The organism is Aureimonas sp. OT7 (assembly GCF_014844055.1).
GTDB lineage: Bacteria > Pseudomonadota > Alphaproteobacteria > Rhizobiales > Rhizobiaceae > Aureimonas > Aureimonas altamirensis_A.
This window is the reverse complement of the sequence record NZ_CP062167.1, coordinates 3,069,586-3,091,582: the sequence shown is the minus strand read 5'-3', so window position 1 is coordinate 3,091,582 and position 21,997 is coordinate 3,069,586. Positions and strand designations below refer to the sequence as shown.

Annotated in this window: 21 protein-coding genes; 14 read left to right on the top strand and 7 right to left on the bottom strand. The window is 66.1% G+C overall.

Annotated features, from left to right (window positions below; all coding sequences use genetic code 11):
• Positions 1 to 34: 34 nt before the first annotated feature.
• The gene (locus IGS74_RS14705) at positions 35 to 424 is read right to left on the bottom strand and encodes a hypothetical protein (protein ID WP_192387124.1); all 390 of its coding nucleotides are present in this window, start codon (positions 422 to 424) and stop codon (positions 35 to 37) included.
• A gap of 178 nt (positions 425 to 602) precedes the next feature.
• Between IGS74_RS14705 and IGS74_RS14700 the strand changes: the two genes are divergently transcribed.
• Positions 603 to 764 (top strand): Thivi_2564 family membrane protein, encoded by a 162-nt coding sequence (locus IGS74_RS14700; RefSeq protein WP_143190113.1) that lies wholly within the window; start codon positions 603 to 605, stop codon positions 762 to 764.
• A 42-nt stretch (positions 765 to 806) separates the two neighbouring features.
• Here the strand turns inward: IGS74_RS14700 and IGS74_RS14695 are convergent, their stop codons facing one another.
• Together IGS74_RS14695 and IGS74_RS14690 are read right to left on the bottom strand one after the other, a co-directional pair.
• The gene (locus tag IGS74_RS14695; protein WP_192387122.1) at positions 807 to 1,808 is read right to left on the bottom strand and encodes a 4-hydroxyproline epimerase; all 1,002 of its coding nucleotides are present in this window, start codon (positions 1,806 to 1,808) and stop codon (positions 807 to 809) included.
• Between the two features lie 4 nt (positions 1,809 to 1,812).
• Complete coding sequence (locus IGS74_RS14690; protein WP_192387120.1) at positions 1,813 to 3,117, bottom strand: FAD-binding oxidoreductase; 1,305 nt, start codon at positions 3,115 to 3,117, stop codon at positions 1,813 to 1,815.
• 124 nt (positions 3,118 to 3,241) lie between these two features.
• On the opposite strand from IGS74_RS14690, the gene IGS74_RS14685 reads away from it, so the two are divergent.
• Both IGS74_RS14685 and scpA read left to right on the top strand, forming a co-directional pair.
• Complete coding sequence (locus tag IGS74_RS14685) at positions 3,242 to 4,588, top strand: methylmalonyl-CoA mutase family protein (protein ID WP_192387118.1); 1,347 nt, start codon at positions 3,242 to 3,244, stop codon at positions 4,586 to 4,588.
• A complete protein-coding gene (scpA, locus tag IGS74_RS14680) occupies positions 4,585 to 6,747 on the top strand; it encodes a methylmalonyl-CoA mutase (protein WP_192387116.1) in 2,163 nt (720 codons plus the stop codon). Before IGS74_RS14685 ends, scpA begins: the two co-directional genes overlap by 4 nt.
• A 7-nt stretch (positions 6,748 to 6,754) precedes the next feature.
• Here the strand turns inward: scpA and cysG are convergent, their stop codons facing one another.
• The gene (gene cysG / locus IGS74_RS14675; protein ID WP_246722584.1) at positions 6,755 to 8,254 is read right to left on the bottom strand and encodes a siroheme synthase CysG; all 1,500 of its coding nucleotides are present in this window, start codon (positions 8,252 to 8,254) and stop codon (positions 6,755 to 6,757) included.
• Between the two features lie 201 nt (positions 8,255 to 8,455).
• Between cysG and IGS74_RS14670 the strand changes: the two genes are divergently transcribed.
• Genes IGS74_RS14670 through IGS74_RS14655 form a run of 4 tightly spaced genes read left to right on the top strand, consistent with a single transcriptional unit; the run spans position 8,456 to position 12,139 of the window.
• Entirely contained in the window at positions 8,456 to 9,403 is a 948-nt protein-coding gene (locus tag IGS74_RS14670; protein ID WP_246723156.1) for a siderophore ABC transporter substrate-binding protein, read from the top strand.
• 45 nt (positions 9,404 to 9,448) lie between these two features.
• Positions 9,449 to 10,417: an iron chelate uptake ABC transporter family permease subunit gene (locus IGS74_RS14665; protein ID WP_192387114.1), complete on the top strand. Its 969-nt coding sequence runs from the start codon at positions 9,449 to 9,451 to the stop codon at positions 10,415 to 10,417.
• A 46-nt stretch (positions 10,418 to 10,463) separates the two neighbouring features.
• Positions 10,464 to 11,384: an iron chelate uptake ABC transporter family permease subunit gene (locus IGS74_RS14660; RefSeq protein ID WP_192391822.1), complete on the top strand. Its 921-nt coding sequence runs from the start codon at positions 10,464 to 10,466 to the stop codon at positions 11,382 to 11,384.
• Positions 11,381 to 12,139 (top strand): ABC transporter ATP-binding protein, encoded by a 759-nt coding sequence (locus tag IGS74_RS14655; protein ID WP_192387112.1) that lies wholly within the window; start codon positions 11,381 to 11,383, stop codon positions 12,137 to 12,139. The genes IGS74_RS14660 and IGS74_RS14655 overlap by 4 nt, the downstream gene beginning before the upstream one ends.
• 95 nt (positions 12,140 to 12,234) lie before the next feature.
• Here the strand turns inward: IGS74_RS14655 and IGS74_RS14650 are convergent, their stop codons facing one another.
• Genes IGS74_RS14650 through IGS74_RS14640 form a run of 3 tightly spaced genes read right to left on the bottom strand, consistent with a single transcriptional unit; the run spans position 12,235 to position 15,569 of the window.
• Positions 12,235 to 12,981, bottom strand: coding sequence for an SDR family NAD(P)-dependent oxidoreductase (locus IGS74_RS14650; protein WP_192387110.1), 747 nt, complete (start codon positions 12,979 to 12,981; stop codon positions 12,235 to 12,237).
• A gap of 49 nt (positions 12,982 to 13,030) precedes the next feature.
• Positions 13,031 to 14,020 (bottom strand): GntR family transcriptional regulator, encoded by a 990-nt coding sequence (locus IGS74_RS14645; protein ID WP_281413068.1) that lies wholly within the window; start codon positions 14,018 to 14,020, stop codon positions 13,031 to 13,033.
• A 10-nt stretch (positions 14,021 to 14,030) separates the two neighbouring features.
• Complete coding sequence (locus IGS74_RS14640) at positions 14,031 to 15,569, bottom strand: altronate dehydratase family protein (protein ID WP_192387106.1); 1,539 nt, start codon at positions 15,567 to 15,569, stop codon at positions 14,031 to 14,033.
• Between the two features lie 234 nt (positions 15,570 to 15,803).
• On the opposite strand from IGS74_RS14640, the gene IGS74_RS14635 reads away from it, so the two are divergent.
• From IGS74_RS14635 to IGS74_RS14605, 7 genes are all read left to right on the top strand, one after another.
• Entirely contained in the window at positions 15,804 to 16,487 is a 684-nt protein-coding gene (locus IGS74_RS14635) for an amino acid ABC transporter permease (RefSeq protein WP_039196097.1), read from the top strand.
• 16 nt (positions 16,488 to 16,503) lie between these two features.
• Positions 16,504 to 17,154: an amino acid ABC transporter permease gene (locus IGS74_RS14630; RefSeq protein ID WP_192387104.1), complete on the top strand. Its 651-nt coding sequence runs from the start codon at positions 16,504 to 16,506 to the stop codon at positions 17,152 to 17,154.
• Between the two features lie 39 nt (positions 17,155 to 17,193).
• Complete coding sequence (locus IGS74_RS14625) at positions 17,194 to 17,934, top strand: amino acid ABC transporter ATP-binding protein (RefSeq protein WP_192391821.1); 741 nt, start codon at positions 17,194 to 17,196, stop codon at positions 17,932 to 17,934.
• 50 nt (positions 17,935 to 17,984) lie between these two features.
• Positions 17,985 to 18,785, top strand: a complete 801-nt coding sequence (locus IGS74_RS14620; protein ID WP_192387102.1) for a transporter substrate-binding domain-containing protein — start codon at positions 17,985 to 17,987, stop codon at positions 18,783 to 18,785.
• Positions 18,786 to 18,906: 121 nt separating this feature from the next.
• Complete coding sequence (locus tag IGS74_RS14615) at positions 18,907 to 19,836, top strand: dihydrodipicolinate synthase family protein (RefSeq protein WP_039196089.1); 930 nt, start codon at positions 18,907 to 18,909, stop codon at positions 19,834 to 19,836.
• A gap of 97 nt (positions 19,837 to 19,933) precedes the next feature.
• On the top strand, positions 19,934 to 20,782 hold the full coding sequence (locus tag IGS74_RS14610; RefSeq protein WP_039196086.1) for a fumarylacetoacetate hydrolase family protein: 849 nt from the start codon (positions 19,934 to 19,936) through the stop codon (positions 20,780 to 20,782).
• Entirely contained in the window at positions 20,775 to 21,947 is a 1,173-nt protein-coding gene (locus IGS74_RS14605; RefSeq protein ID WP_192387100.1) for a fumarylacetoacetate hydrolase family protein, read from the top strand. The genes IGS74_RS14610 and IGS74_RS14605 overlap by 8 nt, the downstream gene beginning before the upstream one ends.
• Positions 21,948 to 21,997 lie beyond the last annotated feature (50 nt).

Here is a 21,997-nt window from a genome sequence, read left to right as displayed (position 1 = left end):
TGGCACCGGGCAGGACCTGCCCGGTGCCCCGGCTTCAGTTCGTGCAGCCGTCGCGCGCCTGCGCGGCGGCTGTCTCGCCGCCCTCTTGCTGGGCCGCGACATCGGCAGGCGATGTCGCCACGTTCGTGTCCGCTTCGCCGGGTTCGGTCGCCATGGGCATGGTCGTACCGTCTTTCACGATGCCGTCGCCCTGGCCGTTTCCGGCTGCACCAGCGGCCATGGAGCCGCTTTCCATGTTGGTCGTCGTGCCGCCGTCGGGTTGGCGTTCGGCCATCTGATCCGGCGCCTGCATCGGCGCCGTCGTTCCATCCTTGGAAATCGTTCCCGCGGTCTTTCCCGCCGTGTCGTGGCAATCCGCCAAGGCGACTGCCGGCATCATGATGAATGCGGACGCTGCGAGGACAACGATCGATCGCGTTCTCATTTCGAACCTCCCTGTTCGATCCTGGCGCCCGATGGCAAAACTTCCCAAAGCCGCCAAGCGTTCCTCCGTCGGTGCGACCCCTCGCCGCGCGGTGAGTCCGCTCTAGATGACAAGCCTGTGAAGGCCCTTGAGCAGCAAGGGTCGGTAAGCCGCGTTGGCGGCAGGGAGTCTTAAGCGGATGGGCGTACTCATCAGTATTTTGATCACGTTCCTGGTCGTGGTCCTCGTTCTTTGGCTCGTCCAGCAACTGCCGCTGGATGGCCGGATCAAGCAGATCGTCCAGGCCATCGTCATCATTATCGGGATCATTTCGCTGCTGCGATATCTCGCGGTCTTTTGACCGATGGCGGGCGCCGGGGGGAAACCCTCGGCGCCCGTTTTTTCAGATCACCTGGAACCCATGCGCGAATGGGTCGCGATCCTCAATGAAGATGGTATTGTAGCCCGTCAGACGCGCCCAGCCCGCCACGGACGGTATGATCGCGGGTTTCCCGGCAACGGTGGTTTCCGCCTCGACCCGGCCCTTGAAGAGCGAGCCGATGATGCTCTCGTGCACGAAGTCGTCGCCGGGCTTCAGCTTTCCCTTGGCCGCCCACTGCGCGATCCTTGCCGAAGTGCCGGTTCCACAGGGCGACCGGTCGATGGCCTTGTCTCCGTAAAATACTGCATTGCGCGCATGCGCTTCGCCCTGGCGGGGGGCGCCCGTCCACAGAATGTGCGACAGGCCGGAAATCTCCGGCTTCTCCGGATGGACGAAGGTGTACCTGTCGTTCAGCGCACGGCGCAGCGGACCGGACAAGGCCACGAGCTGCCCGGCGGCAAAATCGGCCAGGTCACGGAAATTCTCCTGCGGATCGACGATGGCGTAGAAATTTCCACCATAGGCCACGTCGACCGTGAGCGTGCCGAGCCCGGGGCAATCCACCTCCAGCCCTTCGGAGTGCAGGAAGGCCGGAACGTTGACCAGCCGCACCTCTTCCACATGGGCGCCAACCTGGCGGTAGGTGGCCACGACCAGACCGGCCGGTGTATCGAGCCTCACCGTGCCGGGCTCCTTCGGGGTCATCAGCCCATGTTCCAGCGCCATCGTCACCGTGCCGATGGTGCCGTGGCCGCACATGGGGAGACAGCCGGAGGTTTCGATGAACAGGATGGCGATATCGCAATCGGGCCGCGTCGGCGGATAGAGGATCGAGCCCGACATCATGTCATGGCCACGCGGCTCGAACATCAGGCCGGTGCGTACCCAGTCGAACTCGGCCAGGAAGTGGGCACGCTTCTCGATCATGTTGGCCCCGGACAAGAGCGGGCCCCCTCCGGCCACCAGCCGCACCGGATTGCCGCATGTATGCCCGTCGAGGCAGAAGAAGGAATGTCGTGCCATGTCGCTACCGTGTCTGCTTGAAGCGTCGGGGTGAGAAGGGGGCAAGGTCGATGGATGGGGTGCGGCCAGCGGCCAGTTCCGCAACGAGGCGGGCGGTTGCGGCAGATTGCGTCAGGCCGAGATGCCCGTGGCCGAAGGCGTGAATGATACTTCTGCCGGCTGCCGAGTAGCCGATGACGGCGAGCGTGTCGGGCATCGACGGCCGGAACCCCATCCAGCGCGTTCCGCCTTCCGTCCGCAACCCGGGCAGGAATGCGGCGGCCCTGGCCAGCATGGCGTCCGAGCGTTTCCAGTTGGGCGGCAGGTTCAGCCCGCCCAGTTCCACCGCGCCGCCGATCCGGACGCCGCCGCCGACGGGCGTCGCGACGAAGCCGTGGCCGTTGAAGTAGAGTTGCCGGCGCAGGTCGAAAGCGCCGGGCGGCAATGTCGTATTGTATCCGCGTTCCGTATCCAGGGGCACGGCGTCACCCAGCCAGCCGGCGAGCCGCTTGGACCAGGCGCCCGCCGCGACGACGACCGTCCTTGCGGACAGGTGCCGGTTGCCCGGCAGGGCCAGCACTGCGCCGGCCTCGGTGGGCTCGACCCTGAGGACCTCGTCCCGGCTGAGAGCGCCGCCCTCCGCCTCCAGCCTCTGTGCCAAAGCGAGGGTGAACAGGCGAGGATCGATAATCTGGCGGCCGTCCTCGGCATAGACGGCCCCCTGCCGGAAACGCGGGTGCAGTCCGGGCTGCAACGCTTCGATTTCGTCATCGCCGACCACACGGAAGGCGAAGCCGGCCTTTTCCTTGGCCGCCCAGTCGCCGCGGGCGGCTTCGAAGGCGGCTGCGCCGTCGTACAGATCGAGCGTGCCCGTTGTCACCGCGTGCCGGGCAAGGGCCGGATCCTGCAGGACGCGCTGCATCTCCACCTCGGCCAGCCGCATGATCGTCGCCTGCGCGGCCAGGATTTCGGCATGGCGGGCGGGGCGGCTCGCGGCCGCGAAGCGCAGCAGCCATGGCGCGATCCTGAGCGCGTAAGCGGGGCGAATCGCCAGCGGTCCAAGCGGATCGGCAAGCCAGCGCGGGGCCTGGCGCAGAATTCCGGGGGAAGCGAGCGGCAGGATCTCGGGAAAGGCGAGGATGCCGGCATTCCCGGCGCTGGCGCCGGAGGCCGGCCCGCTTCTGTCGAGCACCAGCACCTTCCGCCCTTCGGCGCGCAGCGCCCGTGCGGCCATCAGGCCGACGATGCCGGCGCCGATCACCACGACATCCGCTGCCTCCTGATTGACCGGGCCCATGATCCGCCTTTCGATGCCTGACGCATGTTCCATGGCATGCCGCCCTGGTTGCGGCAAGGCCGGGTGCAAGGCACAACTGCGCGCGGATTTCACACATGGGTCGAAAGGCTCTAATCTGGCAACCGGACTGCAGCCGCGAGCCCGTCGGGAGAGATGCGTGACGTCGAATTTGGATAGCGCCGGAGAGGAGTGGCGAAGGCGGGTTGCCCGGGTATTGGGCGAGCAGGCGTTCGACGCGCTGCGCTCGCCGACCATCGAGGGTTTGGTACTGGAGCCGCTCTACCGTCCGGCTCCGCAGGCCCGGCCGCGCGCTTTCCGCCAGGCTGGCGCGGCGCCGTGGCAGATCGTCCAGCGTATCGACGATACGGACCCCGCACGAGCGGCGAGCCAGGCGACGGCCGATATCGCCGAGGGCGCGGATGTCCTGCGCCTTTGCCTTGCCGGCAGCGACGCGGCCTTCGGCTTCGGATTGCGCGCATCGCAGGCGCCCGATGCCTTGGCGAGCCTGGAGCTCGACCGCCAGCCGATCGAGATTTGCAGCGCGAACGGCCATGGCCTGGATGCGGTGGATGCCGTGCTGCGCTGCCTGGAGGGCGCGCGGCTGCCGCCCTCGCTGTCGAAAGTGTCGTTCCGGCTCGATGCCGCGATGGTCCATGCGCCGACGATCGCGCGGCTGCTGGAAGCGGGCTTCCAGGGCCCGCTGGCCTGTGCGTCGGGGCGCGCCCATCACGATGCCGGCGCCGACGCGGTGCAGGAGATCGCGGCGGTGCTGTCTTCCGCCGTCGCGGCCTTGCGTTCGATGGAGCGGGTCGGCCTGCCTGCTGACAGGGCAGCCGAGCGCCTGACGCTGGAGCTTTGTGCCGATGCCGATGTATTCATGACGCTGGCGAAGTTCAGGGCCGTGCGGTTGTTGTGGGCCGAGATCGCCTGCGCCTGCCGCCTGCCTTCGGCCTCCATCCGTGTCGATGCGGAAACATCGTTCCGGATGCTGACCCGGCAGGACGTACCCACCAACATGCTGCGCAACACCCTTGCCGTATTTGCCGCCGCCGTCGGCGGCGCGGATACGGTCTGCGTCCTGCCGCATACGCTGGCGTCCGGCCTGCCGGATGCCTTCGCGCGCCGCATGGCGCGCAATCTGCAGATCATCCTTAGGGATGAAAGCCATCTGGCGGCGGTCGCCGATCCGGCGGCGGGAACAGGAGCCTTCGAACGCTTGACGGACGAGCTCGCCGACGCCGGCTGGCGGGCCTTTCAGCACCTCGAATCGGCGGGGGGCCTTGCTGCGGCATGCGACGACGGCTCCTGGGCGGCCGCGCTGGCGCGCACGCGGGAGCACAGGGCCGCGGCCATCGCCGAGGGGCGTGCGGCCATATTGGGCGTGACGCATTACCCCGATGCCCGCGAGCGCCCGTCCGCCACCCTCCCGTCCCCCCGCGGCGCGTTTGCCTTCGATGCTTTCCGCGATGCCGCAGCCTTCGAAGCCGGGGAGACCGCGGCATGACCTCCATTCCGGATTTTTCCAAACTGTCCCGCCGCTACCCGACGCCCGATGACGCCGGGGGAGGGCGTGTCTGGAACACGCCCGAGGGTATCGAGGTCAAGCCGTGCTACGGCGCGGACGACCGCGCCGGGCTGGAGGCCGTGGACGGCTATCCGGGCATGCCGCCCTTTCTGCGCGGTCCCTATCCGACGATGTACGTGAACCAGCCATGGACGATCCGGCAGTATGCGGGGTTCTCCACGGCGGAAGAGTCCAACGCCTTCTACCGGCGCAACCTCGAGGCCGGGCAGAAGGGCCTGTCCGTGGCCTTCGACCTTGCGACGCATCGCGGCTACGACAGCGATCATCCACGCGTCGCCGGCGATGTCGGCATGGCGGGCGTCGCCATCGATTCCATCTACGACATGCGCACCCTGTTCGACGGCATCCCGCTCGACAGGATGAGCGTATCGATGACGATGAACGGCGCCGTCCTGCCGATCCTCGCGCTGTACATCGTGGCCGGGGAAGAGCAGGGCGTTCCGCCTGGGAAGCTGTCCGGAACGATCCAGAACGACATTTTGAAGGAGTTCATGGTCCGCAATACCTATATCTACCCGCCGGCCGGGTCGATGCGGATCGTTTCCGATATCTTCGCCTATACCTCGCGGCATATGCCGAAGTTCAACTCCATATCCATTTCCGGCTATCACATGCAGGAAGCCGGCGCGACGGCCGATCTGGAGCTGGCCTACACGCTGGCCGATGGGGTCGAATACATCCGCGCCGGCATCGCCGCCGGCCTGCCGGTCGATTCCTTCGCGCCCCGCCTGTCCTTCTTCTGGGCCGTCGGCATGAACTTCTTCATGGAGGTGGCAAAGCTACGCGCCGGACGGCTGCTATGGAGCCGGCTCGTCTCGCAGTTCGATCCCAAAAACGAGAAATCGCTGGCGCTGCGCGCGCACTGCCAGACGTCGGGCTGGTCGCTGACCGCGCAGGACGTGTTCAACAACGTCACGCGGACGACAATCGAGGCGATGGCCGCGACGCAGGGGCATACCCAGTCGCTGCACACCAACTCGCTGGACGAGGCCCTGGCGTTGCCGACCGACTTCTCGGCGCGGATCGCGCGCAACACCCAGCTTCTTCTGCAACTGGAAAGCGGCACGACGCGCATCATCGACCCGTGGGGCGGTTCGGCCTATGTCGAACGCCTGACGCAGGACCTCGCGCAAAGGGCCATGGCGCATATAGACGAGGTGGAGTCGCTCGGCGGGATGGCACGCGCCATCGAAAGCGGCGTGCCGAAGCTGCGGATCGAGGAAGCCGCCGCGCGCACGCAGGCCCGGATCGATTCCGGCCACCAGACTGTCGTCGGCGTAAACCGGCATGTCGTGAGCGAGGAGCAGGAGATCGAGGTGCTCAAGGTCGATAATTCGGCCGTGCGCGCCCGCCAGATCGACAAGCTCCGGCGGCTTCGCGCCGAGCGCGTGGAGGCGGACGTGGCCCAGGCCCTGGCGGCGCTCACCGAGGCGGCGCGCGGGCGGGGCAACCTCCTGGAACTGGCGGTCGTGGCGGCTCGCGCTAAGGCGACGGTGGGCGAAATTTCGGAAGCTCTCGAACAGGCATGGAGCCGCCATCGGGCCGACATTCAGGTCAACAGCGGTGTCTATGCCCGGGCATTCGGAGAGCCGGACGCGGCGACGGTGCGCGCAACGGCGCTTGTGGAGGATTTCCGGGAGCTTGAAGGCTCCGCGCCGCGCATCCTGGTGGCCAAGATGGGGCAGGATGGGCACGATCGGGGCCAGAAGGTGATCGCATCGGCCTTCGCCGACCTTGGTTTCGGCGTCGTCATCGGCCCGCTGTTCGCCACTCCGGACGAGGTTGCCGAGCAGGCTATCGACGAGGATGTCCATGTCGTCGGGGTTTCGTCGCTGGCAGCCGGACACCTGACGCTCGTGCCGGAACTGCGGCAGGCGCTTGCGCGGCGTGGGCGACCGGACATCATGATCGTGGTGGGCGGCGTCATCCCGCCGCAGGACGAGCAGGCGCTTCGCGACTTCGGCGCTGCGGCGATCTTCCCGCCGGGTACGCCTATCGCGCGCGCCGCCGTCGAGGTGCTGGATACGCTAAAGGCGCATCACGGCTACCGGCAGAAGGAACCGTCCGACTATATCTGAGGTCGGCTCAGGCGACGCGGGCGGGCAGGCGGGACATGCCCACCGGCTCGTAGCCTTCGGTAACGTTGGCCTCGCATTCGGAAAATACCCGTCCGACGCCGATCAGAATCGGACGGTCGACACCGACCCGGTCCACCAGAGCGCCGAGGCCGGCAAGCGTGCCGACACCCCGTGTCTCGTCCTCGCGCGACAGGTTCGCGGCCACGGCAACCGGTGTCTCGGCCGGCAGGCCCTCCGCGATCAGCCTTTCGGAAATGCGGGGCGCCATGCGACCCCCCATGTAGAAGATCGTCGTGGCGTTGTCGTCGGCCAGCGCATTCCAGTCGAGGTCTTCCGGCAGGCCCCCCTTTCGAGAGTGCGCCGTCACGAAGCGCACCTGCTGCGCGCAGTCGCGGTGCGTCAGCGAAACACCGAAGCCCGCGGCCAGCGCGGAGGCGGCGGTTATTCCGGGCACGATCCGCACCGGAATGCCCTCCTGCCGCAACTCCGCGATCTCTTCGCCCGCACGGCCGAAGATGGAGACATCGCCGCTCTTCAGCCGCACGACGTGCTTACCGGCCTTGGCGAACTGGATCATCATGCGGTTGATGTCTTCCTGCCGGCAGGAATCGCGCGAGGCGCGCTTGCCGACCAGCATGCGCTTGGCCTCACGGCGCGCCAATTCCAGAATATCGTCGGACACGAGGTCATCGAACAGGATCACATCCGCCGCCTGAAGGGCGCGTACCGCCTTGAGCGTCAGCAACTCGGCCTCGCCGGGGCCGGCGCCGACGAGGGTGACCCGCCCGCCGGCCGATGGTGACCGGGCAAGTTCGTCGACCCAGCCGCGCGCTTCCGCCTCGGCCGCATCGTCAGGGGCCTTCCGCGTGAACGCGTTGTCGGAGAACCGCTCCCAGAAGGAGCGGCGTTGCGGGCCGGGCATCAGGCTGTCCATCACCGCGCCGCGCAGCCGCGTGGCAAGGCGCGCCCACCCGGTCAGGGACAGCGGCAGCAGCGTTTCGATCCGCCGGCGGATCGCCTGGCCCAGGATCGGGGCCGCGCCATCGGTCGAAATGCCGACGACCACCGGCGAGCGGTTGACGATGGTGCCGAAGCGGAACTGGCAGTAGGCGGGCTTGTCGATGACGTTGACGGGCACTCCGGCGCGATGGGCCGCCGCCGCGAAGCGTTCGGCCTCGGCTTCGGTCTCGCAATCGGCGACGGCCAGCGCCGTCCCGTCGAAGTCGGCATCGGACCATCCGCGCCCGACATGCTCGATGCTGCCGCGCTCGAAGCTGGCCTCCAGCACCGAGCGCATCTCTTCGGACAGCTCGTCATCCCTGGCGTGCAACTTTACGGCGGCGCCTGCGGCCGCCAGTAACTCCGCCTTCCAGGCCGCCGCATCGGAGCCGCCGGCCATGATGACGCGCTTGCCGGACAGGTCGAAGAAGACGGGCAGGGTCGAAAGGTCGCCCATGCGCTGTGGGCGTTCCCGTTCCTGTCGCATGTCGTCCGTGCCTGCCGCCATTTCGATACGCCTTCCAAAAACCATGGCCAATGTCGGCGATTTGCCCCTGCGATACAAGAAAGCGGCTTTTGCCGCGTGCGCCCTGGGCGGGCATTTGCCCTCAATACCGCCGCGACGCCGAAAAATCCTTCCGACATCACGAAGATTTAATCTTGAATTTCTAAATCATAATTTTAAAGGTGCCGTTAGATTCGACCCTGAATTGAAGGAGCCTCCACCGTGCAGCCGCAATCCCGTCGCCTGTCCACCCCTCTGCTCGCCGGCCTTCTGGCCGCCTGCGCGATGAGCTTCGCCGCCGGCGCCAAGGCGCAGGAGACGGTTTCGGTGGAAGATGCCCGCGGCACCCAGGAGGTCCCGCTGAAGCCGCAGACGGTGGTGGTGTTCGATATGGCAAGCCTGGATACGCTGGGTGCGCTCGGCGTCGAGGTTGCGGGCGTGCCGCAGGTTGCCCTGCCGGATTACCTGCAGCCCTTCGCCGAGGTCGAGAAGGTCGGATCGCTGTTCGAGCCGGACTTGGAGGCGGTCAACGCCTTGCAGCCGGACCTCATCATCGTCGGCGGCCGCTCGGGCCCGAAGGCGGAGGCGCTGTCGGCCATCGCCCCGACGCTGGACATGACGGTCGACCAGCAGCACTTCGTCGCCAGCGCCGAGAAGAACGTGAAGACGCTCGCGACGGTATTCGGCAAAGAGGCGCAGGCAGACACGGCGCTCGAAAAGCTGGATGCCTCCATCGAGGGGCTCCGCGCCAAGGCGGACAAGGCCGGCAGCGCGCTGATCGTGCTGACGACGGGCAACAAGATGAGCGCTTATGGCAAGGGCTCGCGCTTCGGTGTGCTGCACGACACCTTCGGCTTCCAGCCCGCCGATCCCAACCTTGCCGTGGCCAACCATGGCGAGGCGATCTCGTTCGAGTATATCGCCGAGACGAACCCGGACTGGCTCTTCGTCATCGACCGCGACGCCGCCATCGGGCGGGGCGCAGCCGCCGCCATGCTTGACAACGAACTCGTCGGCGGAACGAAAGCCTGGAAGGATGGTCAGGTCGTCTATCTGACGCCGGCCAACTGGTACCTCATCGGTGGCGGCCTGCAGGCGATGCAGCAGAATGTCGACCAGATCACGCAGGCGCTGGACAAGTCCGGGCAATAACCCGGCTATACGCATGGCGCCTCGGGCGCCGCGCGTGAACTCGCGATGCAGCGATATCTTCTCCCCTGCATGATGCTGGCGGTGGCCCTTCTGGCCGCCGCCAGCCTGTTCATCGGCGTCAGCGAGGTATCGGCCCTCGATGTCCTGACCGGCCGGGCAGACGCGGCTGCCCTGGAGATCCTGGCCGTCAGCCGCCTGCCGCGCACCCTGTCGCTGCTGCTGGCGGGTGCGGCGATGGCGGTGGCCGGCTTGTTGATGCAGATGCTGGCACGCAACCGCTTCGTCGAGCCGTCGACGGCCGGCACGGTCGAGTCGGCCAGCCTCGGCCTGCTCGTGGTCCTGATCTTTGCGCCGGCCTTGCCCGTCATGGGCAAAATGCTGGTGGCCAGCCTGTTCGCCCTGGCCGGCACGGCGCTGTTCATGGCGATCCTCAGTCGCATTCCGCATCGCTCGACCCTCGTGGTGCCGCTGGTTGGCATCATGCTGGGCGGGGTCATCAATGCCGGAACGACCTTCTTCGCCTACCGCTACGATCTCATGCAGTCGCTCGGCGCGTGGACGATGGGTGATTTCTCGGGCGTGCTGCGCGGGCGTTACGAATTGCTCTGGCTGGCCCTGGCCCTGACCGTGGCGGCCTATGTCGCCGCCGACCGATTCACGGTGGCGGGCCTTGGCCGCAGTTTCACGACCAATCTTGGCCTGCATTACGGCCGCGTGCTGGCGCTCGGCCTCACCATCGTCTCGCTGGTAACGGCCGTCGTCGTCGTCACGGTGGGCTCCATCCCGTTTCTGGGACTGATCGTGCCCAACCTGGTCTCCATGGCCGTCGGCGACAATGTCCGCCGTGGCCTGCCCTGGGTGGCCCTGACGGGGGCGCTCTTCGTGCTCGTCTGCGACATCGTCGGCCGGACGATTCGAGCACCTTACGAGGTACCTCTCGGCACCATCGTCGGTGTCCTCGGGTCGGGCCTGTTCCTGTTTCTGCTGCTGAAGGACAGGAAGCGCCTTGGCTGAGCCGCTGACGAGCCGGCGCGTTTCGCCGGCCCTGGTCCTGTCCCTCATGGGGGCGGGGGCCGTCATGTGCGTCATCCTTTTCCTGACGCTCGGTGCGCGCGGAAGCTGGAGCTTCGTGCTGCCGTACCGCGGCATGCGCCTTGCCGCCCTGGTGATCGTTGCCGCGGCGGTCTCGATTTCGACGGTCCTGTTCCAGACGGTCACCAACAATCGAATCCTCACCCCCTCCATCATGGGGTTCGATTCGCTGTTCGTGCTGATCCAGACCTGCATCCTGTTCTTTTTCGGCGCCATAGCGCTGTCGGGGCTGGATCCGCGCCTGCTCTTCCTGGTGCAGGTGGCGGTGATGGCGGGCTTTTCCATCCTGCTCTACAGGCTGCTCTTCTCGGGCGGCATGCGCAGCCTGCATCTGATGCTACTGGTCGGCGTCGTCTTCGGCGTGTTTTTTCGCAGCCTGTCGGGGCTCATGCAGCGGCTGATGGACCCGAACGAGTTCGTGGTGCTGCAGGATCGCCTTTTCGCCAGTTTCAATACGGTCGACCCGCAATTGCTGGGCATCGCCGCGATCGCGCTGGCCGTCGTGTCCCTGTTCGCTCTGCGCAACCTCCCGGTCCTGGATGTTCTGGCGCTTGGCCGCGATGCCAGCATCGGCCTTGGCGTCGATCATCGCCGGGCGGTGCGCGGCGTTCTCCTGTGCGTCGCCCTGCTGGTGGCGACGTCCACGGCGCTCGTCGGCCCCGTCACCTTCTTCGGCCTGCTGGTGGCCAATCTGGCCTACCTCGCCATGCCCTCGCACCGTCATCGGCACGTCGTGCCGGCGGCCGTGCTGATATCCATCATCTGCCTCGTCGGCGGACAGATGATCGTGGAACGCCTTTTCGCCTTCGATACGGCGCTCAGCATCGTCATCGAGTTCGCCGGTGGAATCATGTTCATCATCATGCTCTTGCGGGGTGCCGCCCGATGATCGAAACGGGACAACTCACCAAGGCCTACGGCGACGTGCTCGTGGTCGACGGGGTGTCGCTGCGGATACCGGCCGGCGGCGTGACGGCCATTATCGGTCCCAATGGCGCAGGTAAATCCACCTTCCTGTCGATGGTCGCGCGGCTGACGCCGATGAGCTCGGGAGTCGTGACGGTGGGCGGGCTGGACGTATCCGGTACGCCGGGCGACGTCCTGGCGAAGCGGCTGTCGATCCTCCGGCAGGACAACCAGATCGCCATGCGCCTGACGGTGCGCGATCTCGTCTCGTTCGGGCGATATCCGCATTCGAAGGGGCGGCTGACGGCCGCCGACGCCGCCAAGGTGGACGAGGCGATCGGCTTCTTGAACCTTGGGGATCTTTCCGAACGGTTCCTCGACGAATTGTCCGGCGGCCAGCGGCAGCGGGCATTCGTAGCCATGGTGCTGGCGCAGGACACCGACTACGTGCTTCTGGACGAGCCGCTCAACAATCTCGACATGAAGCATGCCGTGGCGATGATGCAATTGCTGCGCAACGCCGCCGACAAGCTCGGCAAGACGGTCGTCGTGGTGCTGCACGACATCAACTTCGCCTCCTGCTATGCCGACCACATCGTCGCCATGCGCGATGGCCGACTGGCGATGCAGGGGCCTCCCTCGCAGCTGATCACGACGGAAGCCCTCGCCAAAATCTACGACATGGAGATCCCGGTCGAGATCATCGGCGGCCGGCGCATCTGCGTCTATTTCGGTTAGGGCATCAAGGTGAACCCGGGTTCACCGAAGAGGCTCTCGTCTCCTGCCTGGCGCATTGCCCGACGCCGAAGCGTTTCCGCTTCGGCGGGACCTGCTCAATAGACGGCGCGCCCGCCCGAAAGGTCGAAGACCGCCCCGGTCGAGAACGAGCACTCCTCCGAGGCAAGCCAGGCGATCATCGCGGCCGCTTCCGATGGCTCCAGGAACCGGGCGAGGGGAATCTTGGAGAGCATGTAGTCGATATGCTCCTGGCTCATCTGGTCGAAGATCGGTGTGCGTGCCGCCGCCGGCGTGACCGCGTTGACGATGACGCCACTGCCGGCGAGTTCCTTGGCCAGCGATTTCGTCAGGCCGATCAGCCCGGCCTTGGAGGCCGAGTAGTGCGAGGCGTTGGGGTTGCCCTCCTTGCCGGCGATGGAGGCAATGTTGACGATGCGGCCATAGCCGCGCCGGACCATGCCGGGCACCACGGCACGGCTGGTGAGGTATGGCGCCACGAGGTTGACCTCGATCACCTTGCGCCAGACATCGGGGGCCAGCTCCCAGGTCTTGCCGTTGCCCCCGGTGATGCCGGCATTGTTGACCAGGATATCCACGCTGCCGGCCTCGCGCTCCAGCGCCTCGGCAGCATCCCTGACGGCCTCGTCGTCCGTCAGTTCCACGACCCGGCCCTCGGCACCGTCGCCCAGCATGGCGACGGCCTCTTCGATGGCGGCGGCATCGATGTCCCAGATGGCCACCCTTGCCCCGCTGTCGATGAAGCGGCGCGCCGTCGCCGCGCCGAGGCCGCGCGCCCCACCCGTGACGATGGCCACCCGCCCTTGAAGGTCGATCCTGTTCATGTCCCCTCCCGCAATAATATGACTTTTCATTACCGCAGCGTGAATGCGGTCAATCGACGATGTAGTCAACCGCCGTCGCGCTGAACCGCCGGTGAAATTCGGCGAGGCGCTCGACGCCCTTCTCGCGCGAGATCACCAGATGGTTCAGAAGCGCGTCCGCCGCCTCCGCCGGCCGGCCCTTGGCCAGCCAGGTCACGACGGCCGAATGCTCGTCCAGGAATGCGTCCGTCCGCGGCGTCCGCATGAGAATGCTCTGCATATGCTTGCCGGAGATGATGGAGGCGCGGCTGCGGCCCAATGCCTCCAGAATTTCCCGGTTGGGGCAGAATGAGAGGCAGTCGGTGTGGAGATCCTTCTCCAACTGGTCGAGCTCGGCGATGCCAAGGTTGGGAAAGCGCTGCATGGCGCTATCGAGCCTATTCTGGATCGCTTCGAGGGCGTCGGCCGGAAGGTGAGACGCGGCCGCCTGCAATGCCACCGGTTCCAGCAGTTCCCGAAGCTGGTACAGGTTGCGCAGCCGCTCCTCGTTGAGAGGAACGATCCACCAATGGGCCTTCTCGCCCTTGGTGACGATGCCCGCCAGTTGCGCCTTCAACAGAATCTCACGCGCCACAGTGCGGCCGACGCCGTAATGCCGGGCCAGCGCCAGTTCGTTGACACGGAACCGGCCGAACAGCGAGCGCTTCAGGATCTCGCGTTCGACCTCGTAGTAGTAGATGTCTGCTGTGTTGGTGCGTTCATCGGCGAGCCTGTCCTCTCCGATGGCCAGATGCTCCTGCGTCAGTTCCAGGCGCAGGGGGCGGTCCGCCCCGCTCACCATCAGGCCACGGCCCTGGAAGCGTGACAGAAGCCCCTCGGACTCGAGCTGCGCAAGCGCCTGCTTCACCGGGGACCGGCTGGAATTGAACAATTCGGCCAGCGGCCCTTCCAGAAGCACGGCGCCGGCCGGCAGGGTACCGCGCTCGATGCCCGTGCGCACGGCCTCACAGATCCGAGCATAGGCCGGCCGTCTGCCTGTTCCTGCCGCCTCCGCCGCCATGCTCATCGGGTCAGGTCACGGCGCCGAGCTGCCACGGCACGAATTCATTGTCGCCGTAGTCGTAGATCTCGCTGAGCGGCTTGTCGCCGGACGCCACCGCCAGCACCTTCTCGAAGATGCGGCGGCCGGCGGCCTCGATCGTATCCTCGCCGGTGACGATGCCCCCGCAGTTCACGTCCATGTCGTCGCTCATATGCTCGTACATGTCGTTATTGGTGGCGACCTTGATACATGGCGCCGGCTTGAACCCGGACACGGAGCCACGCCCCGTGGTGAAGACGACGACCTGGCAGCCGCCGGCCACCTGCCCGGTGACGGCGACGGGGTCGTAGCCCGGCGTATCCATGAAGACGAAGCCCGTCCTGTCGATGATCTCGGCATATTCGTAGACCGCCTCGAGCGGCATCGTGCCGCCCTTGGCCACCGCGCCCAGGGATTTTTCGAGAATCGTGGTCAAGCCGCCTGCCTTGTTGCCATGCGACGGGTTGTTGTTCAGCTCGGCCCCGTGGCGCGCCGTATAGTCACGCCACCAATCGATTCGGTCCATCAACTTCTGCGCGACCGCCTGGGATACGGCGCGCCGGGTGAGCAGATGTTCGGCGCCGTAGATTTCCGGCGTCTCGCTCAGGACCGCCGTACCACCGTTCTGAACGATCAGATCCGCCGCATAGCCGAGTGCCGGGTTGGCCGAGATGCCGGAATACCCGTCCGAGCCGCCGCACTGCAACGCCACCTTGAGCTTGGAGACCGGTTGCGGCGTGCGCTTTGCGGCATTCACCTCGGGCAGCATCTCGCGGATGATCCCGGAGGCGATCTCGACGGTCTTGCGCGTGCCGCCCAACTGCTGGATCGTCATCGTGCGCAACAACGGCCCTTCATCGAGGCCGTATTTTTCGGTGATGAAGGAAATCTGGTTCGTCTCGCATCCGAGACCGATCATCAGGATGCCGCCGAAATTGGGGTTGCGCGCATACCCGCTCAAGGTGCGGATGAGGAACTGGTATCCCTCTGTCTGCATGTTGATGGCGCAGCCGGTGCCGTGCGTCAGCGCGACGACCCCGTCGACATTGTCGAAGCCGGCCAGCCCGCCACCGCGGTTGAAGTGATCGGCGATGGCGCGCGAAACGGTGGCCGAGCAGTTCACGGACGAAATGATGCCGATGTAGTTCCGCGTGCCCACCTGGCCGTCCGCGCGCAGGTAGCCCTCGAACGTCCGGCGCTCGGCCTCGGGCAGGAGCGGGGTCTCCCGCGCGTCCGCCGCAAAGTCGTGGGCGGCGTTGGATTCCTGCATGGCGAGGTTCTGCAGATGGACGTGCTCGCCCGGGCGAATATCGCGGGAGGCGATGCCGATCACCTGTCCGTATTTCAGTACCGGTTCGCCGGCGGCGATGGCGCGGATGGCGACCTTGTGGCCGCTGGGCACGGCGTCGAGCGTGGCGATGCCCGCCCCAAGCGCGACGCCGGCTTCCAGCGCCTCGCGCGCAACCGTCACATTGTCTTTCGGGTTCAAGAGGATCGTTGGGACAATCGTGTCGATCGCTTCGGACATCACGTCACCTGGTTATAAAATTGGTCATTGCACGCAATAGCCATTCTATGATAGCCGTCCCGAAGTCAAGTTTATTCACTCGCGCCATGCAAGTGAATTCGGGAGGAGTAAAGCACGTGTCGATAGTCGAGGCGGCTTAAGGTCACGGGTACAAGGCCCGGCGGCACACAACGCACACGCATAGTCCAGTAGTGAGATTACCTTGCGGAAGTCTTCCGCAGGGCGGGGGCTCTCATGTCTTATGAATTCGACTTCTCGTTTTTGCGGGAATACATGCCCGACATCTGGCTGGGGATCCAGCAGACGGCCTGGATGACGCTCGTCTCCATCGTGCCCGGCTTCGTCCTCGGCACCGCAGCCGCCGTCGCGCGGCTGTCCGGTCCGGCATGGGCGCGCCGCATCGTGACCATCTATGTCGAAGGCATCCGCAACACGCCGCTGGTCATCCAGGTGTTCTGGCTGTTCTTCGGGCTGGCCGTGCTGGGTGCGCGGATCGGGCCATTCAATGCCGCCGTCATAGCGCTGGTCATCAATGTCGGGGCCTATACGGCCGAGATCATGCGCGCGGGCTTCCAGTCCATTCCGCGCGGGCAGCTTGAGGCCGCCTCCTGCCTTGCCATGTCACGCAGCCAGATGTTCTTCAACGTGCAGCTGCCGCAGGCCGTGGAGCGCGTGTATCCCGCGCTGGTCAGCCAGTTCATCCTGATGATGCTGGCCACCTCGATCATGTCGCAGATCTCCGCGAACGAGCTGACGGGCGTTGCCTACCAGATCCAGTCGTTCACCTTCCGCGGCTTCGAGGTCTACCTCGTCATCGCCGTCGTCTATCTGGCGCTCGCATCGGCGCTGCGGCTGTTGCTGCACGGCGTGGCGCAGGCAGCGTTCCCGCGCCTGCGCAAACTGAAGACCCCGCTTTGAGGAGGCGCGACCCGTGTTGCTCGGCCTGACTTTTCCACAATACTGGTTTCTCATCCAGGGCGCCGGCTGGACCATCCTGCTGTCGCTGCTCGGCTTCGTCGGCGGCACCATCGTCGGCCTTCCGGTGGCGCTGGGGCGCAGCGCCCGCAATCGCTGGGTTTCGCGGGCCTTCAGCCTCTATGTGCAGCTCATCCAGGGGATCCCGCTGCCCGTCATCATGTTCGTGGTCTATTTCGGCCTCAGCATCTACGGCTATTCGCTCTCGGCCCTGGTGTCGGCGGGCATCGCCATGACGCTCTATTCCAGCGCCTATCTCGGCGAAATCTGGAAAGGCTGCATCCTCTCCGTGCCGAAAACGCAGTGGGAGGCCGGCGAGTGCCTTGCCCTGACAAGCACCCAGCGCTTCGTCTACGTGATCCTTCCGCAGGCGTTGCGCATCGCCGTGCCGCCCACGGTCGGCTTTCTCGTGCAGATCGTGAAGAACACCTCCTATTCGGTGGTCATCGGCTTCTTCGACCTGACCTACTCGGCCAAGATCCTTAACAATGCGACGTTGCAGCCCTTCGTCGTCTTCACCTTCGCGGCGCTCCTGTACTTCGCGGTTTGCTATCCGCTCTCGGTCTACGCCCGCCGCTTCGAGCGCCGCCTGAACCGTTCGGAGGCCTGATCCATGAACGCATCGACACTTTTCCAAAGGGCAGACCCCATGACCGATCCGTCGGCACCGCTCGTGCGGTTCAGCGACGTCAGAAAAAGCTTCGGCTCGCTCGAAGTCCTGAAGGGCATCACCCTCGACGTGAAACCCGGCCAGGTGGTTGCGCTGATCGGCCGGAGCGGGTCGGGCAAGAGCACGGCGTTACGCTGCATCAACGGGCTCGAGAAGATCAACTCTGGAGAGTTGACCGTCTGCGGCCGCGGCCTGCACGGCAACGACTTCGACCTGCGCGATCTGCGCAAGGATGTCGGGATCGTCTTCCAGAGCTACAATCTCTTCCCGCACCTGACGGTCGAGCAGAACGTCACGCTGGCGCCGCGCAAGGTCAACGGTGTCAAGGGCGAGGCCGTCCGAGCGCTGGCGGCCGAGGTGCTGGCCGAAGTCGGGCTGTCCGACAAGGCCCAGGCCTATCCCGAGCAGCTGTCCGGCGGACAGCAGCAGCGCGTCGCCATCGCCCGTTCGCTGGCCATGCGGCCGCGCCTGATGCTGTTCGACGAGGTGACCTCGGCGCTCGACCCCGAGCTGACGGGCGAGGTGCTTCGCGTTATCGCGCGCCTGGCGTCCGAAGGCATGACGATGGTGCTCGTCACCCATGAAATGGCGTTCGCGCAGAAGGTCGCCGACCTCGTCGTGTTCATGCACCAGGGCAAGGTCTGGGAGACGGGCTCCGGCGGCATGCTCGCCAATCCGCAGACGGAGGAGCTGCGGCAATTTATCGGCAACGGTCTGTGATCGTCGCCGTCATCCATCGAACCACAAGGTCGATTTCAGGGAGAGACCACATGATGAAGAAGTTTCTGGCCGGCGCACTGGCGCTCGGCGTAACCCTCGGGGCCCTCGCGGCTTCGGCCAGCGCCGACACGTTGGCGGATATCAAGTCGCGCGGCCGCATCGTCGTCGCGATCGATCTCGGCCATCCGCCCTACGGCATGCTCGACGGCACGGCGCAGCAGACCGGCTCCGATGTCGAGACGGCCAAGCTGCTGGCGGAAGACCTTGGGGTCGCGCTCGAAGTCGTCGCCGTTTCCGGCGCAAACCGCGTGCCCTTCCTGATCTCGAACCGCGTCGATGCCGTGATCGCCTCCTTCTCCATTACCGAGGAGCGCAAGAAGGTCATCGATTACTCGCGCCCCTACGGCGTGATCCCGGTGGTCATCGCCGCGCCGGCTTCGATGGAGATCGCCGACGCCGCGGGGCTGGCCGGGCAGTCCATCGCCGTCGCCCGCGGCACCACGGCCGATATCGAGCTGACACGCACCGTCAAGGAATCCGGGTCCGACGCCAATATCGTGCGATACGAGGACGAGGCCACCGCCACGACCGCCGTCGCGACAGGCCAGCAGGAGCTGTTCGCCGCCGCGCTTTCGACGGCGCAGGCGCTGGCCCAGCAGAACCCCGGCCTCGACATGGAAGTGAAGCTCGAGATGGCCGCCTATCCCATGGCCATCGGCCTGCGCAAGAACGACGACGCGTTCAAGGCTTACCTGGACGAATGGGTCGGCACCAACCTGCATAACGGCAAGCTGAACGCCATCTACGAGAAGTATTTCGGCCAGAGCCTGCCGGCCGATATGCTCGATTAATCATACTTTTCGCTTTGCAAGGCGGACGGACCGCGCTAAAGCGCCCTTTCGGGGTGTGAAGGCGCGGGCCGCCCGCAGCAACGCGCCTTACGAGGCACGATCCCAGGGAGGGGAATTGAGAATGAGTTCTACCGCGCGCCAGCCGTTCACCGGGCTGTTCCCGGTCGCACCGACGCCGTTTCTTCAGGACGGCGCGCTCGACCTGGAAGGCCAGCGCCGTGTCATGGATTGCATGATCGACCAGGGTGTCGACGGCATCTGCATCCTTGCCAACTATTCCGAGCAGTTCCTGTTGTCGGACGAGGAGCGGGAGACGCTGACCCGGCTGTGCCTGGAGCATGTGGCGGGCCGGGTGCCGGTCATGGTGACGTGCAGCCATTTCTCCACGGACATCGCGGCCGCCAGGGCCAGGAGCGCCGCGGAGCAGGGCGCTGCCATCCTGATGATGATGCCGCCCTATCACGGCGCCGCGCTGCGCGCCGACGAAAAGCACATCTTCGAGCATTTCCAGCGTGTGTCCGAAGCGGCCGGGATTCCGGTCATGGTGCAGGATGCGCCGCTGTCGGGCGTTACGCTTTCGGTGCCGTTCCTGGTGCGCATGGCCCGCGAGCTGGAGCTGGTCCGCTACTTCAAGATCGAGACGCCGCAGGCCGCCGCCAAGTTGCGCGCCCTCATCGAGGCCGGCGGCGAGGTGATCGAGGGGCCGTTCGACGGCGAGGAGGCGATCACGATGATGGCGGACCTCGACGCCGGAGCCACCGGCACCATGTCGAGCGCGCTGCTGCCCGATCTTCTGCGCCCCGTCTTCGATCATCACCGTGCCGGCAACCGTGCCGAGGCGGCCAAGGCCTATGCGCACGTGCTGCCGCTGGTGAACTACGAAAACCGGCAGTGCGGCCTGCGCGCGGCCAAGACCGTCATGCAGGCGGGCGGCGTCATCGGCTGCGACCGCGTGCGCCATCCGATGGAGCAGATCCACCCCGCCACGCGCGAGGGCCTGCTGGAACTTGCCCGCGAAGTGCAGCCGCTGGCGCTGAGCTGGGGCAAATAGGCCTGTCGCCCGTCCGTAACCTGTGTTACGGCGGGCGTGTCCTGTGGTAAGCAGGTGCGGCGCTGCGCGCGCCCAGGGAAAAGAGGGATTATTTTCGATGAAACTCGTACGCTTCGGCCCGGCCGGCCAGGAAAAGCCCGGCATCCTCGGTGATGACGGTGTCATCCGCGATGTCTCGTCCATCGTTACCGACTTCACGCCGGACAACCTTTCCGATGCCGCGCTGGACAAGCTCCGCGCTGCCGACCTGGCTTCGCTGCCGGCAGCGCCCGAGGGTGCACGCCTTGGCGCGGTGGTGCCGCGTGCCGGCAACTTCCTGTGCATCGGCCTCAACTACGTCGACCATGCGCACGAGTCGAACCTGCCGATCCCGGAAGAGCCGATCGTGTTCAACAAGTCGCCCTCGTCGCTCAGCGGTCCCTTCGACCCCGTGGTCGTGCCGGCCGGCTCCGAGAAGACCGACTGGGAAGTCGAGATCGCCGTCGTGATCGGCAAGGATGCGTACAATGTATCGGAAGCCGAGGCGCTGTCGCATGTCGCCGGTTACACGATCTGCAACGACGTGTCCGAACGGGCATGGCAGATCGAGCGCGGCGGCCAGTGGACCAAGGGCAAGAGCGCGCCGACATTCGGACCGCTCGGCCCATGGCTGGTCACGCGTGACGAGATCTCAGACCCGCAGAAGCTCGATATGTGGCTGGACGTCGACGGCCAGCGTATGCAGACGGGCAATACCTCGACCATGATCTTCACGATCGCACACATCATTGCCTATCTCTCGAAGTTCATGAAGCTCGAAGCCGGCGACGTCATCACCACCGGAACCCCTCCCGGTGTCGGCATGGGCAAGAAGCCGCCGCGCTATCTCAAGGCCGGCGAAACGGTGGCTCTCGGCATCGAAGGGCTCGGCCGGCAGGAGCAGGCCGTGGTGGCCTACAATGGCTGACGGCGCAGCCGGCCTGTCACCGCTGCCGCAGGATGCCGGCGCGGCCGCGCTGGCCGCGCGTATATGGCGGCCGGGCATCGGCCCATGCGTCGCGGCGATCCGCGACGGCGCGGTGGTGGATATATCCGCCACCTACGCCACCATGCGCGACCTGTGCGAAAGCCAGGACCCGGCGGCCGCCCTGCGCGCCGCCGCCGGCGAGACTGTCGGGCAGTTCGAGGACATCCTCGCCAACGCCCATCCCGATACGCGGGACGCGTCGCGGCCGTGGCTGATCGCTCCGATCGACCTTCAGGCCGTCAAGGCGGCCGGCGTCACCTTCGCCGTATCGATGCTGGAACGCGTTATCGAGGAGCGCGCCAAGGGCGACCCCACGGCAGCCCGCTCCATCCGCGAGGAGGTCGGCCGCCTGATCGGCGACGACCTGCAGGCGTTGAAGCCCGGCTCCCCGGAAGCGATGGAGCTGAAGCGCGTCCTGACCGAAAAAGGTGCCTGGAGCCAGTATCTGGAAGTCGGCATCGGCCCCGATGCCGAGATCTTCACCAAGGCGCAGATCCTGTCGTCGGTCGGCTCCAACCAGCTCGCGGGCGTACGCCCGGATTCGGCCTGGAACAATCCGGAGCCGGAAATCGTGCTGGTGATCGCCTCGGCAGGGACGGTCGTCGGCGCCACGCTCGGCAACGACGTCAACCTGCGCGATTTCGAGGGGCGTTCGGCGCTGCTGCTGTCGAAGGCCAAGGACAACAATGCAAGCTGTGCGATCGGCCCGGTGATCCGCTTCTTCGATGCGGATTTCACGCTGGACGATATCCGCAACGCGCGCCTGGACCTGACGGTGGAAGGCCGGGAAGGCTATGTCCTGTCGGGCTTCTCGCTGATGGACAAGATCAGCCGCGATCCTGCCGATTTGGCAGCACAGGCGCTCAACAGCCATCACGCCTATCCCGATGGCCTTGTCCTGTTCCTCGGCACCCTGTTCGCTCCGACGGATGATCGCGACGTCGCAGGGCAGGGCTTCACGCATAAGGAGGGCGATATCGTCGCCATCCATTCGCCGCGCCTCGGCACGCTCGTCAATGAAATCCGCGCGACGGATGCCTGCGAGCCTTGGACCTTCGGCGTCAGCCATCTGATGCGCAACCTGGCCGGCCGCGGCCTTCTCTGACCATCCTGCATCGCGGCGGCCCCTGGCTGCCGCGATGCTCAGAACCGGTC

What these genes read in the sequence shown, in the direction of transcription:
- IGS74_RS14620 (WP_192387102.1), top strand. Translation starts at nt 17,985, where the DNA reads ATGATGAAGAAGTTTCTGGCCGGCGCACTGGCGCTCGGCGTAACCCTC.
- IGS74_RS14610 (WP_039196086.1), top strand. Translation starts at nt 19,934, where the DNA reads ATGAAACTCGTACGCTTCGGCCCGGCCGGCCAGGAAAAGCCCGGCATC.
- IGS74_RS14605 (WP_192387100.1), top strand. Translation starts at nt 20,775, where the DNA reads ATGGCTGACGGCGCAGCCGGCCTGTCACCGCTGCCGCAGGATGCCGGC.
- IGS74_RS14700 (WP_143190113.1), top strand. Translation starts at nt 603, where the DNA reads ATGGGCGTACTCATCAGTATTTTGATCACGTTCCTGGTCGTGGTCCTC.
- IGS74_RS14665 (WP_192387114.1), top strand. Translation starts at nt 9,449, where the DNA reads ATGCAGCGATATCTTCTCCCCTGCATGATGCTGGCGGTGGCCCTTCTG.
- IGS74_RS14650 (WP_192387110.1), bottom strand. Translation starts at nt 12,981, where the DNA reads ATGAACAGGATCGACCTTCAAGGGCGGGTGGCCATCGTCACGGGTGGG.
- scpA (WP_192387116.1), top strand. Translation starts at nt 4,585, where the DNA reads ATGACCTCCATTCCGGATTTTTCCAAACTGTCCCGCCGCTACCCGACG.
- IGS74_RS14635 (WP_039196097.1), top strand. Translation starts at nt 15,804, where the DNA reads ATGTCTTATGAATTCGACTTCTCGTTTTTGCGGGAATACATGCCCGAC.
- cysG (WP_246722584.1), bottom strand. Translation starts at nt 8,254, where the DNA reads ATGGCGGCAGGCACGGACGACATGCGACAGGAACGGGAACGCCCACAG.
- IGS74_RS14615 (WP_039196089.1), top strand. Translation starts at nt 18,907, where the DNA reads ATGAGTTCTACCGCGCGCCAGCCGTTCACCGGGCTGTTCCCGGTCGCA.
- IGS74_RS14655 (WP_192387112.1), top strand. Translation starts at nt 11,381, where the DNA reads ATGATCGAAACGGGACAACTCACCAAGGCCTACGGCGACGTGCTCGTG.
- IGS74_RS14640 (WP_192387106.1), bottom strand. Translation starts at nt 15,569, where the DNA reads ATGTCCGAAGCGATCGACACGATTGTCCCAACGATCCTCTTGAACCCG.
- IGS74_RS14625 (WP_192391821.1), top strand. Translation starts at nt 17,194, where the DNA reads ATGACCGATCCGTCGGCACCGCTCGTGCGGTTCAGCGACGTCAGAAAA.
- IGS74_RS14645 (WP_281413068.1), bottom strand. Translation starts at nt 14,020, where the DNA reads ATGGCGGCGGAGGCGGCAGGAACAGGCAGACGGCCGGCCTATGCTCGG.
- IGS74_RS14695 (WP_192387122.1), bottom strand. Translation starts at nt 1,808, where the DNA reads ATGGCACGACATTCCTTCTTCTGCCTCGACGGGCATACATGCGGCAAT.
- IGS74_RS14705 (WP_192387124.1), bottom strand. Translation starts at nt 424, where the DNA reads ATGAGAACGCGATCGATCGTTGTCCTCGCAGCGTCCGCATTCATCATG.
- IGS74_RS14690 (WP_192387120.1), bottom strand. Translation starts at nt 3,117, where the DNA reads ATGGAACATGCGTCAGGCATCGAAAGGCGGATCATGGGCCCGGTCAAT.
- IGS74_RS14660 (WP_192391822.1), top strand. Translation starts at nt 10,464, where the DNA reads ATGGGGGCGGGGGCCGTCATGTGCGTCATCCTTTTCCTGACGCTCGGT.